12 protein-coding genes and 3 pseudogenes are annotated in these 17,085 nt (G+C 64.9%); 5 read left to right on the forward strand and 10 right to left on the reverse strand.

Annotation, left to right across the window (positions count from 1 at the left end; all coding sequences use genetic code 11):
* Positions 1-2: 2 nt before the first annotated feature.
* A complete protein-coding gene (locus FNJ47_RS15710) occupies positions 3-1,733 on the reverse strand; it encodes an ATP-dependent Clp protease adaptor ClpS (RefSeq protein ID WP_163154569.1) in 1,731 nt (576 codons plus the stop codon).
* Positions 1,734-2,059: 326 nt separating this feature from the next.
* Between FNJ47_RS15710 and FNJ47_RS15715 the strand changes: the two genes are divergently transcribed.
* The 4 genes from FNJ47_RS15715 to FNJ47_RS15730 all read left to right on the forward strand — a co-directional run bounded on the left by FNJ47_RS15715 (position 2,060) and on the right by FNJ47_RS15730 (position 7,475).
* Complete coding sequence (locus FNJ47_RS15715; protein WP_163154571.1) at positions 2,060-4,402, forward strand: mechanosensitive ion channel domain-containing protein; 2,343 nt, start codon at positions 2,060-2,062, stop codon at positions 4,400-4,402.
* 403 nt (positions 4,403-4,805) lie between these two features.
* A complete protein-coding gene (locus tag FNJ47_RS15720) occupies positions 4,806-5,906 on the forward strand; it encodes an LLM class flavin-dependent oxidoreductase (protein ID WP_163154573.1) in 1,101 nt (366 codons plus the stop codon).
* Between the two features lie 79 nt (positions 5,907-5,985).
* Complete coding sequence (locus FNJ47_RS15725) at positions 5,986-6,540, forward strand: flavin reductase family protein (RefSeq protein WP_163154575.1); 555 nt, start codon at positions 5,986-5,988, stop codon at positions 6,538-6,540.
* Positions 6,541-6,719: 179 nt separating this feature from the next.
* Positions 6,720-7,475: an SDR family oxidoreductase gene (locus FNJ47_RS15730; protein ID WP_163154577.1), complete on the forward strand. Its 756-nt coding sequence runs from the start codon at positions 6,720-6,722 to the stop codon at positions 7,473-7,475.
* A 22-nt stretch (positions 7,476-7,497) separates the two neighbouring features.
* On the opposite strand, the gene FNJ47_RS15735 is transcribed toward FNJ47_RS15730, so the two are convergent.
* The 7 genes and pseudogenes from FNJ47_RS15735 to radC all read right to left on the reverse strand — a co-directional run bounded on the left by FNJ47_RS15735 (position 7,498) and on the right by radC (position 14,884).
* Complete coding sequence (locus tag FNJ47_RS15735; protein WP_347341673.1) at positions 7,498-7,905, reverse strand: hypothetical protein; 408 nt, start codon at positions 7,903-7,905, stop codon at positions 7,498-7,500.
* Positions 7,902-9,398: a hypothetical protein gene (locus FNJ47_RS15740; RefSeq protein ID WP_163154579.1), complete on the reverse strand. Its 1,497-nt coding sequence runs from the start codon at positions 9,396-9,398 to the stop codon at positions 7,902-7,904. Before FNJ47_RS15740 ends, FNJ47_RS15735 begins: the two co-directional genes overlap by 4 nt.
* A 219-nt stretch (positions 9,399-9,617) precedes the next feature.
* A pseudogene (locus FNJ47_RS15745) lies at positions 9,618-11,482 on the reverse strand (sigma-54-dependent Fis family transcriptional regulator).
* A 216-nt stretch (positions 11,483-11,698) separates the two neighbouring features.
* Entirely contained in the window at positions 11,699-13,057 is a 1,359-nt protein-coding gene (locus FNJ47_RS15750) for a tetratricopeptide repeat protein (protein ID WP_163154581.1), read from the reverse strand.
* 72 nt (positions 13,058-13,129) lie between these two features.
* A pseudogene (locus FNJ47_RS15755) lies at positions 13,130-13,264 on the reverse strand (JAB domain-containing protein); the annotation flags it as partial.
* 6 nt (positions 13,265-13,270) lie between these two features.
* On the reverse strand, positions 13,271-14,155 hold the full coding sequence (locus FNJ47_RS15760; RefSeq protein ID WP_163154585.1) for a hypothetical protein: 885 nt from the start codon (positions 14,153-14,155) through the stop codon (positions 13,271-13,273).
* Between the two features lie 15 nt (positions 14,156-14,170).
* A complete protein-coding gene (radC, locus tag FNJ47_RS15765) occupies positions 14,171-14,884 on the reverse strand; it encodes a RadC family protein (protein WP_163154587.1) in 714 nt (237 codons plus the stop codon).
* Between the two features lie 124 nt (positions 14,885-15,008).
* Here radC and FNJ47_RS15770 point away from each other — a divergent pair, with 124 nt between their 5' ends.
* A complete protein-coding gene (locus tag FNJ47_RS15770; protein WP_163154589.1) occupies positions 15,009-15,728 on the forward strand; it encodes a DNA-3-methyladenine glycosylase I in 720 nt (239 codons plus the stop codon).
* Positions 15,729-15,741: 13 nt separating this feature from the next.
* Here the strand turns inward: FNJ47_RS15770 and map are convergent, their stop codons facing one another.
* Positions 15,742-16,566 (reverse strand): type I methionyl aminopeptidase, encoded by an 825-nt coding sequence (map, locus tag FNJ47_RS15775; RefSeq protein ID WP_163154591.1) that lies wholly within the window; start codon positions 16,564-16,566, stop codon positions 15,742-15,744.
* A 167-nt stretch (positions 16,567-16,733) separates the two neighbouring features.
* Positions 16,734-17,085 (reverse strand): annotated as a pseudogene (locus tag FNJ47_RS15780) (mechanosensitive ion channel domain-containing protein); the annotation flags it as partial.

Genomic DNA, 17,085 nt, shown 5'->3' on the forward strand with positions numbered 1-17,085 from the left:
CGTCACCCCGCGCTCATTCCCTGAGCGCCGCCGAGCAGCTTGACGTTGAGCCGGCCGCCGTCGAACAGCATCTCGTTGAGCGCGCCGTCGATGTCCTCAGCGGTGACGTCCTGGCCGCCGCCGCGGGCGATGCTGGCCTGGGCGATGCGGCGCATCAGCTCCTTGATGAAGGCGGCGCTGACGCCTGCGGTGCGTTGCACCGCTGCATCAATGACGGGCGGTTCGAGCGGCAGGCCACGGCCGTAGAGCCGGATCAGCTTGCCGCGTCCGGCCTCGTCGGGCAGCGGCACCTCGATCGCCTGGTCGATGCGGCCGGGCCGGCCGGCGAGCGCACCCTCGAGCTCTTCGGGGCGGTTGGTGGTCAGCACGAACAGGATGTCACAATCCTCTTTCAGGCCGTCCATCTCGTTGAGCAGCTTGTTGAGCAGGGATTCCTCGCACGGTCCGCCCACGTCCTCGCGGTCGCGCGCGATCAGATCGACGTCCTCGATCACGACCACGGTCGGCTGCAGCAGCCGCGCCAGGCTCATATAGGCGCCGAGCAGCCCGACCTGCTCGGCGGTGATGATCAGTGTGGTGTGGTTTGGGAGGTTGGTGGCGAGATAGCGAATGGTGTGGGTCTTGCCGGTGCCGGGCGGGCCGTAGAGCAGGATGCCCTTGCGGGTCGACTGGCCGAGCTTTCGCAGCAGATCGCGGCTTTCGACGAAGTCGAGCACGTTGCGGTCAAGCAGGCGCAGCGTCCGTTCCGGCAGGATCACGACATCGCGCGCGACCGTCGGCAGGCGATGCACGGTCAAGCCACGCGAACGTCCGTGATAATTGGCGCCGTCCTCCAGCGACAGGATCTTGCCGCGATAGGATCGTGCAGCATGCACGGCCGCTTCCAGCTCCGCAAAGGTCCGCTGCATCAAGGCGTTTCCGGCGGCGCCTGCGGGCACCGCGAGCTCGATCCGCAAGCCCGGCTCGGTCTGATAATCACGATGGTAGCTGAGCAGCACCGCGTAGCGCAGCTCTTCGGTTTGGCATAGCCACAAACCATTGGTCAGGCATTTCACCGACTCGGGCTCGCCGACGTCGACGTCGTGATACTGCGGCGGCGCGATCGGCGGCGCGTTGCGGCTGTTCTCCATCAGCGAGGCAATCGCGAGGGTCTCATAGCGGTGTTGCTCATGAATGCCGAAGAAATGGATCGGCGCATCGAACAGTCGGTCGATCGCGATCTGAACGTCCGCTCGCATGTGACCGGGAAATTGCCGCGACCGGGTCATGATCTGATTGCGCGGCGTCCCGGCAAAATGCCAATCGAGCGCCATGAAGGCATATCTGAACTCCTCGCTCGGCAGATTTTCCGAGCTTGCGCGCGCGGAGATCAGGCAGTTGCCGCACAGGCAGACTGTCCGGCGGATGAGAAACACGTCGGTCACGGGCTCCAACGCGCCACAGAGATCGCACGGCCGGGCCGCGTCGGCGGCGGACGCGGTGATCAGCAATGGATGCCCGTTGCTGCGGATCAGCTGTTGGGCGGACTCGAGCAGAGCCTTGGCCACCGTCGCGGGATAGGGGCCGCATGCGAATCCGTTCTGGGCCTCGATTCGCGCTGTGACGGCAATCGCTTCCTTCCGGGATTTGCCGAATACCGTGCGCAACAGGTTACGCATGAATTCCAGCGGTGTTTCGTCGTCATCATGAAAGAAGAGCCGGACCGGACCGTCGTCGCTGAACACGTCGTGCATGATCACCTCGAAACGCAATCGGAACCAAAAGAACAAAGTAAGAACATCATGATGGCCGGCCAGCGTCAAGCGAAAGATTCTGCCGCCTCATCCCTGACGTGTGGTGCGCGGCTCGGCCGGCTCAGCCGGGAACGCGCTGCATGCGTAAACGCCGCTCAACACTTGTGACGTATGTGTTGCGGCAAATGCCAAGACATGGCCGCCACAGCGGCAAACTTCCGACACATCATCGGGGCGAAAAGAGGCGATCCGACATGGCGCGAGCGCGAGAACTGATTCCTTCCGGGGATCTGCCGTCGCGCAATGACTTTCAATAAGAGGCCCTCGTGTCGCACACATTTCGCTTTGCGATCCTTCTCGTCCTCACTTTGCTCATCTCTCCCGCGCTTGCGCAGCCGGGCGCCAAGCCGGCGCCGCCGCAACCCAGTACCAGCGAGGCGTTGACGCCGGAGCAGGCGAAGCGCGCGCTCGAGACGCTGCAGGATGACAAGAAGCGCGGCGAGATCATCAACACGCTGCGCGCCATCGCCAATGCCTCGCCGCGGCCGGCCGCCGCGGAGCCGGCGCCCGAGCAGAATTCGCCGATCCCGCTCAATGCAGACAGCCTCGGCGCGCAGCTTCTGCTGATGGTATCGGAGCAGGTCGGCGAGATGTCGCACGAGGTCGCCGACGTCGCGCGCACGCTGACGAATTTTTCGGCGTTCTATTACTGGTTCGTGCGCACCGCCAACGATCCGGCCGCCTATGGCCTCTTGATCGACATCGCCTGGAAGCTGGCGCTGGTGTTCGGTTGCGCGCTGGCCGCCGAATGGGTGGTGTTCCGCTTCATCAAGCGGCCGGTCGTGTTCCTGGAGCGGCGGCTGCCGCAAGCCGCGCACGTTCCCGTGCCGGTGCTGGCCAGCGCCGATCCGCCGTCGTCGGTTACCGACGTTACGCCGGAACCCGAGTTGCAGCGGCGCCGGCTCAGTATCGCGCGGGCATGGCAGTCGCTGGTCCGGGTGCCCTTCGTGCTCGGCCGCCTGCTGCTCGAATTGCTGCCGGTGGTGGTGTTCGGCGGTACCGCCACCGCGCTGCTCGGCACCGAGATCGGTGATCAGTCGACCACGCGGCTCGTGATCCTCGCGGTCGTCAACGCCTATGCATTCTCGCGCGCGCTGATCTGCGCGGTGCGCGCGCTGGCCGGCCCGTTCGGCCTGTTCAGGGTTCGGGCCGAGACCGCGGCCTATATCGAGATCTGGGCACGGCGCATCGTCGCCGTCGGCGTCTCCGGCATCGCCTTTGCCAATGTCGCGCTGCTGCTCGGGCTGCATCGCGCCGGCTATGCCGCGCTGATCCGGCTGGTGATGCTGGTCGTGCATCTCTTCGTCGTCGTCATCATCCTGCAATGCCGCCGCCAGGTCGCCGACGTCATCCGCGCGCCAGCCGATCGCACCGGGCTGGCGGCGCGGACGCGCAACCGTCTCGCGGGGCTCTGGCACGTGCTGGCGATCGGGCTCGATCTCGCGCTGTGGGCGGTGTGGGCGCTCAACATCCGCAACGGCTATTCGCTGCTGCTGCAATATTTCGTCGGCACCGTCGCGGTGCTGTTGGTCACCCGGCTCGTCACCATGGTGGTGCTGAGCCTGATCGATCGCGGCTTCCGCATCAGCCCGGACCTGATGCAGCGCTTCCCGGGGCTGGAGACCCGCGCCAACCGCTATCTGCCGCTGCTGCGCAAGGTGGTCACGACGGTGATCGCGCTGATCGGCTTCGTCGCGCTGCTCGAGGTCTGGGGCGTCGATGCCATTGTCTGGTTCTATGGCGGCCAGATCGGCTCCCGGCTGATCTCGGCGCTGGTGACGATCGGCATTGCCGCGCTCGCCGCAGCCGTGATCTGGGAAGTCGCCAATGCGCTGATGGACCGGCAGATCGACACGCTGTCGCGCGACGGCCACTACGCCCGCGCCGCGCGGCTGCGCACCTTCCAGCCGATGCTGCGCACCGCGCTGTTCTGCATGATCGTCGCGGTGGTCGGGCTCACCGCGCTCAGCGAGATCGGCGTCAACGTCGCGCCGCTGCTTGCCGGCGCCGGCATCGTCGGCATCGCGATCGGCTTCGGCTCGCAGAAGCTGGTGCAGGACCTGATCACCGGGCTGTTCCTCTTGATCGAGAACACCGTGCAGGTCGGCGACACCGTCACGGTGTCGGGCCTCTCGGGCGTGGTCGAGAACGTCTCGATCCGCACCATGCGTCTGCGCGCCGGTGACGGCTCGGTGCATGTCGTGCCGTTCAGCGCGGTGACGACGATCACCAATGCCAGCCGCGGCGCCGGCAATGCCGCGGTCAGCGTCAACGTGTCCTACAAGGAGGACACTGACCGCGCCGGCGAGGTGCTGAAGGACATCGTCGCGCAGATGCGTCAGGAGACGGCGTATCGCGCGCTGATCCGCGGCGATCTCGAATTGTGGGGCGTCGACAAGGTCGACGGCTCCGTCGTCACCATCGTCGGCCAGATCCGCTGCACCGATGGCGGCCGCTGGTCGGTGCAGCGCGAGTTCAACCGCCGCATGAAGCGGCGCTTCCAGGAGGAGGGCATCGAGATCGCCTCGATGGGCCAGACCATCCTGATGCAGCTTCCCCCGCCCTCCGAGCCCGATACCAACGCGTTGCCGCGCCGCGCGGCGGGCTGATCCTCGCATTTGCTTTCACCTCTCCGCTTGCGGGGGAGGTCGCATCGCAGATGCGATCCGGGTGGGCGCGCTTTCCACAATGTGACTCGCTGAGATACCCCCACCCCAGCCCTCACCCGCAAGCGGGAGAGGGAGCGCGATCCCATTGTGGTCGCTATCCGATATAATCTCCTTCCACCGCTGCAGCGCATATTGCGGCGTCTCATGGTTGCGACACGTCTCGCGACGGTGAGACGCTGTCAGCTCTCTTGAGCCTGGCGATCGGCCGTCGTCGGCCGAAATCCCTCCGATCCCGCCCATTCCCTGCGATTTCCTCCGCTGGAACAGCGCTTGCTGAATGTCGCGCGAATGCGCGGCAAGACGCATTGCACGACTGAACCCAACGCGAAGGAAGGAAACGCACATGGAGCTTGGCTATTTCACCATGCCCTCGCACCCGCCGGAGTGCGGATTGAAGGAGGGCCACGACTGGGACCTGCAGACGCTGCGCTGGCTCGACGAGCTCGGCTATCAGGAGGCCTGGATCGGCGAGCATCACACCGCGCCGTGGGAGCCGCATCCGTCGCCCGACCTGCTGGTGGCGCAGGCGCTGCTGCAGACCAAGAATCTGCGCATCGGGCCCGGCGGCTTCCTGCTGCCGTATCATCACCCGGCGGAGCTCGCCAACCGTGTCGCGATGCTCGATCATCTTTCGAACGGGCGGCTCAACTTCGGCGTAGCCGCCTCCGGCCTGCCGAGCGACTGGGCGATGTTCAACGTCGACGGCATGTCGGGCCAGAACCGCGACATGACCCGCGAGGCGCTCGAGATCATCCTGAAGATGTTGTCCGAGCCCGGACCGTGGACGCACAAGGGCAAGTACTGGACGGTGAGCAAGCCGGATACGATGTTCGACTTCCTCAAGCCGCACATCAAGCCGCTGCAGGGACCGCATCCGCCGATCGGCGTCGCCGGCCTGTCGAAGAATTCCGACACGCTGAAGCTCGCCGGCGAGCGCGGCTTCATCCCGATGAGCCTCAACCTCAACCCGGCCTATGTCGGCAGTCACTGGGACTCGGTGGAAGCGGGCGCCGCCAAGACCGGCCGCAAGCCGAGCCGCAAGGACTGGCGGCTGGTGCGCGAAGTGTTCGTGGCTGATACCGATGAGGAGGCGTGGAAGCTGTCGACCGGCGACATGATGGGCCGGATGATGGGCGAGTACTTCCTGCCGCTGCTCGGCCATTTCGGCTTCAAGGACTATCTGAAGCACGCACCCGACGTGCCCGACAGCGATGTCACCGTCGAATATTGCGCACGTCGGAATTGGATCGTCGGCTCGCCTGCGACGGTCACCGAGAAGATCGAGAAGATCTACCGGGAGGTCGGCGGCTTCGGCGTCCTCTGCGTGTTCGGCTTCGACTACAAGCACAAGCCGGAAGCCTGGCGGCACTCACTGGACCTGCTCAAGAACGAGGTGATGCCGCGGCTGAAGCATCTCGGCGCCGAGTTCGAGAAGGCTGCATGACAGCTGCGCGGGGTGCGGGGCTTGCCTCGCACCCCCCGTCGCATATTTTAAACCGGGTGTTTCCATGAGGTTTTGCGGCATGACGGTCGACGCACAGGGTTTCAAGCAGGCGATGCGGCACTGCGCCGGCGCGGTGGCGCTGGTGACGGTCGGCCGCGAGCCGGGACAGCGCACCGGCCTGACCGTGACCTCGGCCTGCTCGCTGTCGGACAACCCGCCCTCGGTCCTGGTCTGCGTTAACCGTAATGCCAGCGCGCATGAGCGCATCCGCGCGGAGCGCCATTTCGTCATCAACTTTCTGAACGAGGACCACGCGCTGCTGGCGCTGACCTTCTCCGGCCAGAAGGGCGTCAACGGCGACGACCGGTTTGCGTTCGGGCGATGGACCACCGGCGCCACCGGCGCCCCGGTGCTGGAGGATGCGGTCGCAGCGTTCGACTGCGTGCTGGCGCAGGAGCTCGAGACCAAGACCCACTCGATCTTCATCGGCGAGGTCCAGCATGTCCGTGCCGTGACCACGGTCGATCCGCTGATCTATCTGCGCTCCGGCTTCCAGAGCGTGCGCAACATCCACGATCCAATCACGCTCGGCGACGTCGATGCGCGGCGCGTGAGCTGGAACGAGTTTTCCTGAAGCGGCTGGCGCGCGGCAAGCCTCCGATAGTCAATCAGCACCGCTGACCAATCCTGATCACTTTGACGCGCGCGCCATGCGCGTGAGCGGCATGCTATAAGCGCCGCTGCGCTTTCCGTCGACAGTTTGGGGCGCCAAGCGCATCTCGATCTCCAGTCATCGACAGAGGAGACTCAATCATGAAGATCGTTGTGATCGGCGGTACCGGACTGATCGGCTCCAGGACCGTTGCCATCCTGCGCCAGCGCGGCCATGAAGTCCTCGCCGCCTCTCCGAAAAACGGCATCAACACCATCACAGGCGAGGGGTTGAAGGAGGCGCTGGCCGGCGCGGCTGTGGTGATCGATCTCGCCAATTCGCCATCGTTCGAGAACAAGGCGGTGATGGAATTCTTCGAGACCTCCGGCCGCAATCTGCTGGCGGCGGAGAAGCCGGCCGGCGTCAAGCACCATGTCGCACTCTCGATCGTCGGCACCGACCGCACGCCCGAGAATGGCTACTTCCGCGCCAAGGTCGCCCAGGAGAAGCTGATCGAGGCCTCCGGGATTGCCTACACCATCATCCGCGCGACCCAGTTCATGGAATTCGTCGGCGCCATCGCCGATGCGAGTACAGATGGAAAGACGGTCAGGCTATCGCCCGGCCTGTTCCAGCCGATCGCGGCGGAGGACGTGTCGGCGCTCGTTGCTGATATCGCGCTCCAGCCGCCGCGCAACGGCATCGTCGAGATTGCCGGCCCGGATCGTGCGCCGTTCAACGACATCGTGGCGCGCTACCTGAAGGCAAAAGGCGATCCGCGTCAGGTGGTGAAAGACCCCGATGCGCTGTACTGGGGCGGCCGGGTCGAGGAGCACTCGCTGGTGCCGCTGGGCGAGGCGCGCCTCGGCCGCATCGATCTGAACGAATGGCTGCGCCGCTCGCGGTCCGCAGCCTGACTGGAAAGCCTGACGGCAACGTCTATTTGAGCCACACCAGTAGCGGCACGGGCGCGCGGCCCTCGCAGGACAGCGTGCCCTCGTAATTATGCGTCTTGCGGGCGCTGTAGGTGCAGAGCGCGCCGTCGAGCACCAGCTCGGCTGTCACCTGCGAATCCTCACCCGTGATTTGCAGGCGGATCTCGCCGGCGCGTTGCTCCGGTCCGTCCTGCGTGCAGATTCCGACATGCTTCATCTTCAGCGGCCCGGAGAACTGCCTGCGCGCGTCCGGTCCGCTTTCGGTGAGGTGCCCGGTCAACTCCCATTCGCCGAGCACGCCGGCCTGGCCGAGGATCTCCATCGCGCCGAGCGGCGGCACCTGGCAGAGCCACAGCGCAGCGGCGCCGAGCAAGGCGGCCGCGCCGTTGCGCCATATTGTCCGCGCTATCACAGCTTGCTTCCGGTTGTCTGTCGCAACTCGATCAGCTCCGGCCTCGATACGTCGGAATCCGCGGTGAGCCGGGCAATCTGATCAGCGCATTCCTGGGTCTTGGCCTGATCACCGGCTGCCTTGGCGCTCTTGATCATCCCGAGATAAGTCGCCAGCCGGTTCGGCTCCTTCTTCAGCACCGCCTCGTAGGCTGCAAGCGCGTCGGCGGCCTTGCCGCGATCGAGCAGCATCGTCGCGTAGAGCTCGCGCGCCGGGGCGAGCGGTCCCGGGGTGACGGGATGCTTCTCGGTCTTGTCCTCGGCCTCCGCGGCGGCATTCATCGCGCCTAGCGCCTCGTCATATTTGCCTTCGGCGTACAACACCCAGGCGCTCGCGATCTGCTGCTGGATGTCGACGATGTTGGACCAGTAGGCATCCTTGGCGTCCTTCAGCCTGTCGCGCAGCTCGACGAGCTTGGCGATATCGGGCTTGGCGGCCGCCGGATCACCGGAGCGCGCCGCGCCGACCGCGCGGGCGAAATAAGTGATGGCATCAGCATAGGCGTATTTGGTCGGATGCACGTCAAGCGCGGCAGCTCCCTTCCAGTCGCCGCGTTCGAACACATAGCGGGCCTTGCTTGCCGCCACCGCGAAGGGACCGGCGAACCGGTCCTGCTTGAACTGGAGCTGGCCGAGCTCGTCGACCACCGCGCGCGCCTCCTTGTCCTGGCCGAGCTGCAGATAGGCATAGACCAAATAGTCCATCGCGTGCGCCTGGTCCTGCTGTTCGCCGTCCGCTTTGGCAATCCGCGCGGATTCCTTGTTCGAGGCGATCGATTCCTTCCAGTAGCCGACCCGCGTGAAGATGTGCGACGGCATGTGCTGGGCATGCGGCGCCTGTTCGGCGATCTTGGCATAGCGCATCGCCGCGGGGAGGCCCTTCTCGGCGAGCGCCGGGTAGTCGTACAGATGGATCAGATAGTGGGCGATGCCGGGGTGCTCGGGCTGGCGCTTGAAGATCGGCTCGAGCAGCGCCGCGCCTTTCAGCTGGTTGGCATAGGTCTTGTCGGATGGCGACGCCGCGACGTTGAGCGTGATCGCATAGGCGATCTGCGCCTCGTCATCGTCGGGATAGTGCGTCGCGACCTGCTCTTCGGCGGCGAGGAAGCGCTGCACCCGGGTGCGGTGATCGACCTTGTCATAGTCGACATACATCGCGGCGATCGCATCGATGTATTCGCGCTCGCGCGGAGTGTTGGCACCCAGCGCCTGGCCCTTCTTCACGGCTTCGAGACCGAGCGGAAGGTTCTCCGGCGGCGGCGGCGCGTGCGGATTGTAGAGATAGCTGAGCGCGATGCCCCAATAGGCGATGGCGCATTGCGGGTCGGCATCCAGCACCTCCTCGAAGGTGCGTCGCGATGCGCTGTACCAGAACGAATGCTGATACAGCATGGCGCGATCGAACAGCTCCTGCGCTTCAGGCTTGCAGGACGTTGCAAAATGGACTTTGCCCAATCGTTGTTCGGTAGAATCCGAGGCAGCAGGTTGCGAAATGGTCGCGGCAAGGAGGCCAACGACCACAGCGAGGGGAAACCGTGTCATGGGACCCGCTCCGTGGCGTTGAAGGCGAAAGCCGGATCATATCACTGTTCCCGCACGGCCGGAACACGACAGCCGTTCTTACGGAGTACGCATGTCGGGGGTACGGAACGGCTCTCGAACGAAATATTTCGTCTAGCCGTCCAGCTCGATCTTCAGCGCCTTGATCTTCCGATACAGCGTCGCGCGGCTGAGCCTGAGTGCTTTCGCCGTCTCCGTCACGCGGCCGCCATTGGCGCGCAGCGCGGCGACGATCGCGGCGCGCTCGGCCGCCGCATGATCGGTCTCCACGTCGCGCGGGCCGAACGGCGGCAGATCGAGATCGGCCCCGGTGATGACGCTGCCTTCGGCGGTCGCGCCGGCGAGCCGCAGCACGTGGCGGAGCTGGCGCATGTTGCCGGGAAACGGATAGGCCATCAGCTGCGCCCAGGCCTCAGTTGAGATGCGGCAGTGCGGCGCCTCCTCGTCGGCGATCTGCGCGATGACGTCCTTGCGGTCGGCGCGTTCGCGCAAGGCGGGCAGCCGGATTTCCATGCCGCGCAGCCGGTAATAAAGATCGGAGCGGAAGCTGCCGTCTTCGGCCATCCGCGCCAGGTCGCGATGGGTGGCGCTGATCAGGCGGATGTCGACCGGCACGGGCTTCAATGCGCCGAGCGGCCAGACCTCGCGGTTTTCCAGCACGCGCAGCAGCCGGGTCTGCAGCGAAAGCGGCATGTCGCCGATCTCGTCGAGGAACAGCGTGCCGCTGCTGGCCTGCACGATCAATCCTTTCGATCCCTCGCGCCGCGCGCCGGTGAAGGCGCCGGCTTCGTAGCCGAACAGCTCGGCGTCGATCAGGCTTTCCGGCATCGCCGCGCAGTTCAGCGCGACATAGTTGTGGCCGGCGCGATTGCTCGCCGCGTGGATGGCGCGCGCGAACACGTCCTTGCCGGCGCCGGTCTCGCCATGCAGCAGGATCGGCAGGTCGAGATTGCCGACCGTCATCAACCGTTTCACGCCCTTGATCAGCACGGGATCGCGGCCCGCCAGCCGGTGCAGGCCGCTGAACTGTCCCGCCGGCTTTTCACGCGCCGGCGTCGGCAATGGACGCGGTGATCGTGCGCGCACCGGCGGCGCGAGGTGGCCGCGGCCCCATGGCGTGCCGTCGGCCCGGCGCAGCGTGACCGGCTCGTCCGACATGCGCGTGGCGCGATCGTCGAGCTGAATCAGATGCGACAGGTCGATGCCGCGTCGATCATCGCGTCCGTCAAGCCGAACGCGGCGCGCGCGCTGCGGCAGGCGCCGACCACGCGGCGGTCGTTATCATAGGCGAGCATGCCGTGCCCGTCGCCGGGCAGTGTTGCGATCCAGGAAGCACGATAGCGGCGGCGGAAGAACGAATGCTCGATCCGCCGCGTCGCCTCCGTGGTAACGGCGAGCGCCAGCTCATGCGCGCTGCGGCCGAGATCGTTGCGGCACGAGGAGATGTTGACGGCGCCGGCGAGCCTTCCGGCATGGTCGAACAGCGGCGAGACCGCGCAGGTGAACATGTGCCACTGCTCGCGGAAATGCTCGTCGCCATGCACGAGGATCGGCCGCTGCTCGGCGAGCGCGGTGCCGAGCCCGTTGGTGCCCTCGAAGGTCTCGGCGAAGTTCGAGCCGGTGTAGATCTTCCACTCCAGGAACATCCGTTCGTAATCGCCCCCGGGCAGCCGGCTCACCAGCATGGTGGCGTTGGGATCGGCGAGGTTGACGCAATAGCCGCTATCGTGGAGCACGCGGGCGAGGTCTTCCAGTTCCGGGATCGCGACCTGGATCAAATCCTCCATCGGCTCGGCGATGTGCCGGACCTCGGATTCGGTCAGGGTCTGGGGCGGCCCGCGCCGGGCCGGATCGAGGTTGTGATTGACCAGGCAGCGCCGCCAGGACGCGGCGATCCGCGTCTCCGTGTCGACGCCGGCCATCTGATTGGCCGCCGACAAAACACGGGCGACGTGATTTGAGGCCGAAAGATTGGCCATCCAGAGGGCTCCACCCCGAATTTTCCGCGAAGTCTGGCAGGGCGACGGCGAATGTCAATTGGCCGACGGGGTCGCGGGGAGGAGGCCTTGGGAGGGATCGAGTGGTCGGCGGCCGTGGTTTAGCTGCCATTCCCCGATGCGCAATTGCGCATCGGGGAATGACGAGGAGAGAATTTGACACGGTCAGAAACCATCCTCGGCTGAGCAGGAGTGTCCCTAGTTATTCGTCAGGAGAGCAAACCGGCGTCTGTCGATCCGCTCGCGCGCCGGCTGTCCCGCGGCTAGGCAAAGATCGGGCGCATAGAGTTGGCAGGCTCCCCGCTTTTCGATGGCCTTGTCGATCAGATCCAGAAGCCGTGCAGGCGCGAGGTCGGGCGGTGCGGCAATGCGACCGGTGACGACGTGCTTCTCCATCGTCTCGTGGTCGGCATGATCGATATCGGGGTTGCGCCAGCAATTGGCGCACATGATCTTGAAGCTCTCCGAGTGCGAATAGATGACGGCATCCCCGTCCAGCTCCTCGCTCAGGTCGGCCAGTTGCCGTGCCGTCTCCTGCGTGCCCGCGAAATCGAAGAACTGGTAGTTCCGACGCAGCAGCGTCGCCAGATGAGGGAAGACCGGGATCTGCTCGTCACCGTATGTGTGATGCGTGATCGGGGCGCCGTCCATGAGGATGACATCGCCATAGTCGACGCCGAGATCGCCGTACAACACGCTGCGGATGATGCCATGGCATGGACTGAGCCGTTCGATCCATACCGTTTCCTCTTTGCCTGGATCGTCAGAGTCTGCCGTCCGCTCGGCAAGCGGCCGCTCGGCAAGCCTCACCTTGCAGGCCGGATATCCGCCTTCCGGCAAGCCGAATCGTCCAGGCTCGATTTTCTGTCCGATCCGCTTCCACACCGCCAAGGCGATCTCGGCATTCCCGGCGCCCGTGGCGCAGATTCCAAGATTCCATTCGATGCTGTCGACAACCTCCTGCGGCAGGCTTGCGGCAGCCCGGTTTGCCGCCACGCCTTCTGCGAACTTGCCCCGCGTCTTGTAGAAAAGCCCCAGATTGTAGTGGTACGCGCTCCTCTGCGGATCGATCTCGGTCAGCTTCCGAACATTGTGCCCGGCGAGCGCATCGTTCTGGCGTGCCATCATTCGCGCCGCCGTGGCGAGCCCGCGCAGGATCTGCTCCTGCTCAGGCTTTCCGTCATGAAGCCTGGCCAGGTGGCCGAGCTTCTCGACCGTCGTCTGAAATACCGGGTGTTCCGGCGGCGGCGCGTTCAAATCATCGATGTCGCGGACGGCTTCGAGGCGTAGGCCAAGCGCCGAGAGGGTACCGATGTCGTCGTGGGCGTCCGCGACCTCCGAAAGAAGGTCTGCCGCCTCTTCCCTCGCAAGGCTTCGTTCGTCGACAATCCATAGCAACGCCATCGCGGCCTCAGGCTGGTGGCGATGTGCCTTGCGCAAGGGTTGGATCTTCTGCCATGCGGCCTGCTTGTCGTCCGCCTGTCCCGCTGCAACGGCGTCACGTGCAATTGCGGCGATCTCGTCGGAAGAAAGAACCGCACTCGGACCGTTCGACATCATCGTCTCCGTGCAGGCGCCTCGGTGTAGGCAGGGATCGGCGGTGGCGTGACGCGTCTCAGTGCAATGAGACTATATCAGACGCATGCCCTTGAAGCTCGTTTGCCCGTTCTTGCCGACTATGATGTGATCGTGCACGGCGATCCCGAGCGGCTTGGCGATGTCGACGATCGCTTTCGTCATCTGGATGTCGGATCGCCGCGGCGATTCCCGTTACAGCGGGGTGCTCTCTCGTTGGTCATTGGCCTGGAACGCGTAAACCAGTCTCTTCCGATCCATCGGGTTCTTCTCCCGGATGAGCCCGGTCTTCTCCGCGAAGTCGAGATCGAGATAGATCTCCGGATTGTCTTCGGTGAACTCGAAAAATACCTTGCAGCGAAGGCTGGCGACCTGAGCGAACGGGACATTTGGAGGTGCCGCCCTCAGGATGATCAGGCTGGTCTTGACCAACTCGTCAAAGTGGCTGTCGCCGCGTGGAACACCAGCGAGATAGGCAAGAATGTCGATCAGTCCTTCACTCGCGTCGCCGTCGCGATACCATTCGCAAACCGCGACCGGTCCATAGGACATCGTGAGAGCCAAGCCGAAGCTGAACGCATGTCCAAGATGCTCGCCGTTCGCGTGGAAGCGCATGCCTCGGTCCGTCATCTCAATGGAGTCGAGCTTAAAGGCGATCGGCGTCCAGGGGCGCTCCGCGGCGATCTGCCTGGCATGGTTGATTTCGGCATGGACCTCAGGCGGAAGCTGCGTGAGGAACTCGTCGCGACGAATGCGACGATTTTGAATTTGAAGCCGCAGTCGGGCATAGGTCGCGCCCGAAACTGCCAGAATGATCGCAACGAAGATAAGGTAGATACCGAAAGGCGAAACGGACGTCGATGGCGGAGTGTAGCCCTTAACGGCAGGACCGACACCGAGTGCAATTTGGGCACGTGTGTCGCCTTTTTCGGCGAGCGGTCCCAGCAGCCGTGTGGCAGTCGGGTAGTCGCCGCGTCCCAGCGCCTCGACGCCGTCTTCGAACTGGCCGGCGATCGCGCCGCCTGTCAGGCCGACGATGAGAGCAACGGTTGCGATGTTGGTGTTGAAACGATCGAGCATTGTTCACACCGGACTTCAGATCAACTTCATGCCCTTGAAGCTCGTGTGCCCGTTCTTGCCGACGATGATGTGATCGTGCACCGCGATCCCGAGCGGCTTGGCGATGTCGACGATCGCCTTCGTCATCTGGATGTCGGCCTGCGACGGCGTCGGGTCGCCGGACGGATGATTATGCACCAGGATCAGCGCGGTCGCGGACAATTCCAGCGCGCGCTTGATCACTTCGCGGGGATAGACCGGAGTGTGATCGACGGTGCCGGTCTGCTGCACCTCGTCGGCGATCAGCTGGTTGCGCTTGTCGAGGAACAGCAGTCGGAACTGCTCCTTGTCGGCGAACGCCATGCCGGTGCGGCAGTAGTCGATGACGTCGTTCCAGGACGACAGTGCGATGTTGCGCTTGATCTCGCCTTTGGCGATCCGCCCCGCAGCCGCGGCGAGCAGCTTGATCTGGTTGATCGAGGCATCCTTGACGCCGTCGACCTCGCGCAGCCGCGCCACCGGCGCGTGCACGACCTCGGCAAAGGAGCCGAATTTCTTCAAGAGAGCCTTGGCCAAGGGCTTGGTGTCGCGGCGCGGGATGGCGGCAAACAGCGCCATCTCCAGGAGCTCATAGTCGGTCAGCGCGTCCGGCCCCGCAGTGTAGAAGCGCTCACGCAGCCGTTCTCGATGGCCGTGATAGTGCGGCGTCTCGTCGGCATCGTCGCTGTGGGCATCGGGTTTGGCGGGCATCGGCCACAACCATGCCGTGCCCGCCGGGTTTTGCAAGAGGCGACGCAACTTCCCGGTTTGCCACGATGCGACGGCCGAATTACCGTTGGTCGCAACAGTTCGGGATCAGGAAGGGGAGGGCGGCGTGACATCGTTCAAGGTGATCCGCGCGCGTGCCGAGAAGCGCAAGGGCGGGCCGAAGGCGCTGGAGAAACTGCTGCGGCCCCCGGCGGGGGCAAAGGCCCTGGCAAAGCTCGGCGACGACCGCGTGCTGGCCGAGATGACCAGACGCGTGTTCTGCGCAGGCTTTGCCTGGAGCGTGATCGACGCCAAATGGCCGGGCTTCGAGGACGCCTTCCTCGGCTTTGCGCCCGCCAAGCTCGCCTTCAAGCCCGATGAGTTCTGGGAGAAGCTCACGAGCGACGCCAGGATCGTGCGCAACGGCGCCAAGATCATGTCGGTGCGCGACAATGGCCGCTTCGTGCAGGAGATCGCGCGCGAGCACGGCAGTTTCGGCAAGTTTCTCGCGGCATGGCCGTCGTCGGATGAGGTCGGATTACTGGACCTGCTGTCCAAGCGCGGCAGCCGGCTCGGCGGCAACACCGGGCAGATGCTGTTGCGCTTCCTCGGCTGGGACGGCTTCGTCACCTCGCGCGATGTCGTCGCCTGCCTGCGCGATGCCGGGCTCGATATTGCCGAGGACGTCAAGTCGAAGCGCGACCTTGCCAAGGTGCAGGCGCAGTTCAACGCCTGGGCGGAGGAGACCGGGCTGTCCTACCTGCATCTGTCGCGGATCTGTGCGATGTCGATCGGCGAGAACCACACGCCCGAGGAGATCGTCGAGCGCACGCGGAGCGACTACTGAATCTTGTCGAGCATTACACCTGCACCCACGGCTTCTCGCCATGGCGCTCCGACAGCGTGAAGATCTCGACGCCGTCGGCGGTGACGCCGACCGAGTGCTCGAACTGCGCCGACAGCGAACGGTCGCGGGTCACCGCGGTCCAGCCGTCGGACAGGATCTTCACGTGCGGCTTGCCGAGGTTGATCATCGGCTCGATGGTGAAGAACATGCCGGGCTTCAGCGGCGCGCCTTCGCCGGGGCGGCCGATATGGATGATGTTCGGCTCGTCGTGGAACAGGCGGCCGAGGCCGTGGCCGCAGAAGTCGCGCACCACGCTCAGGCCCTGCGGCTCGACGAAGCTCTGGATGGCGTGGCCGATATCGCCCGTCGTGGCGCCGGGCTTGACCGCCGCGATGCCGCGCATCATCGCCTCATACGTCACTTCGATCAGCCGCTCGGCCTTCCGCGCGATGGCGCCGATCGCATACATGCGGCTGGAGTCGCCGTACCAGCCGTCGACGATGAAGGTGACGTCGACGTTGACGATGTCGCCTTCCTTCAGCGGACGGTCGCCCGGCATGCCGTGGCAGACCACGTGATTGATCGACGTGCAGGTCGAGTAGCGATAGCCGCGATACATCAGCGTCGCCGGATAGGCGCCGTGGTCGAAGGCGAACTTGCGGACGAACTCGTCGATGACGGAGGTCGGGACACCCGGCTTGACGATGTCGGTGAGCGCATCGAGGCATTTCGACACCAGGGCGCCTGCCTTGCGCATGCCCGCAAAGCCGCTCGGACCGTGCAGCTTGATCTGGCCGGTCTTGCGAAGCGAGGTGTCGGTGGCGTCGATATAGCTCATGGGCGGGATGTTTCTGCGGGCAAAGGGCTGATTTCAGGCTCTAATTTAATGATTGGCGCGCCCGGTGCAAGCCAAGCTTGGGCATGGGGACAATGTCCAAACGGCCTGATTCGCGGACAATCCGGAATACCGGCCGTCTAGGGCCGAAAAAGATCGCACCCAAACGGCTAGTTGGAGACCTCGACCACGCTCTCGACCGGCAGCGCGCCGCCGCGGATTCGGAGTTCCCGCACCGGATAGGGCACCTTGATGCCCTGGTGCTTGAAGGCGTCCCACAGCGACAGCATGACGTCGCTCTTCACACCGTCCATGCCGTCAGGATCGGCGATCCAGAAGGTCAGCGAGAACTTCATGCCGAGCTCGGCGAATTCGGTCAGGATGCAGTTCGGCGGCTTGCCCTTGAGCGCGCGGGCGTGGGCCGTAGCGGTATCGATCGCGAGCTTGCAGACCAGCCTCGGATCGGCGTCGTAATTGGCGGCGAAAGCGATCTTCACCAGTGTGTTCTTGTCGGTGTAGGTC

The sequence above is a fragment of the Bradyrhizobium uaiense genome, assembly GCF_010811875.1.
In the GTDB taxonomy this organism is placed as follows: Bacteria; Pseudomonadota; Alphaproteobacteria; order Rhizobiales; family Xanthobacteraceae; genus Bradyrhizobium; species Bradyrhizobium uaiense.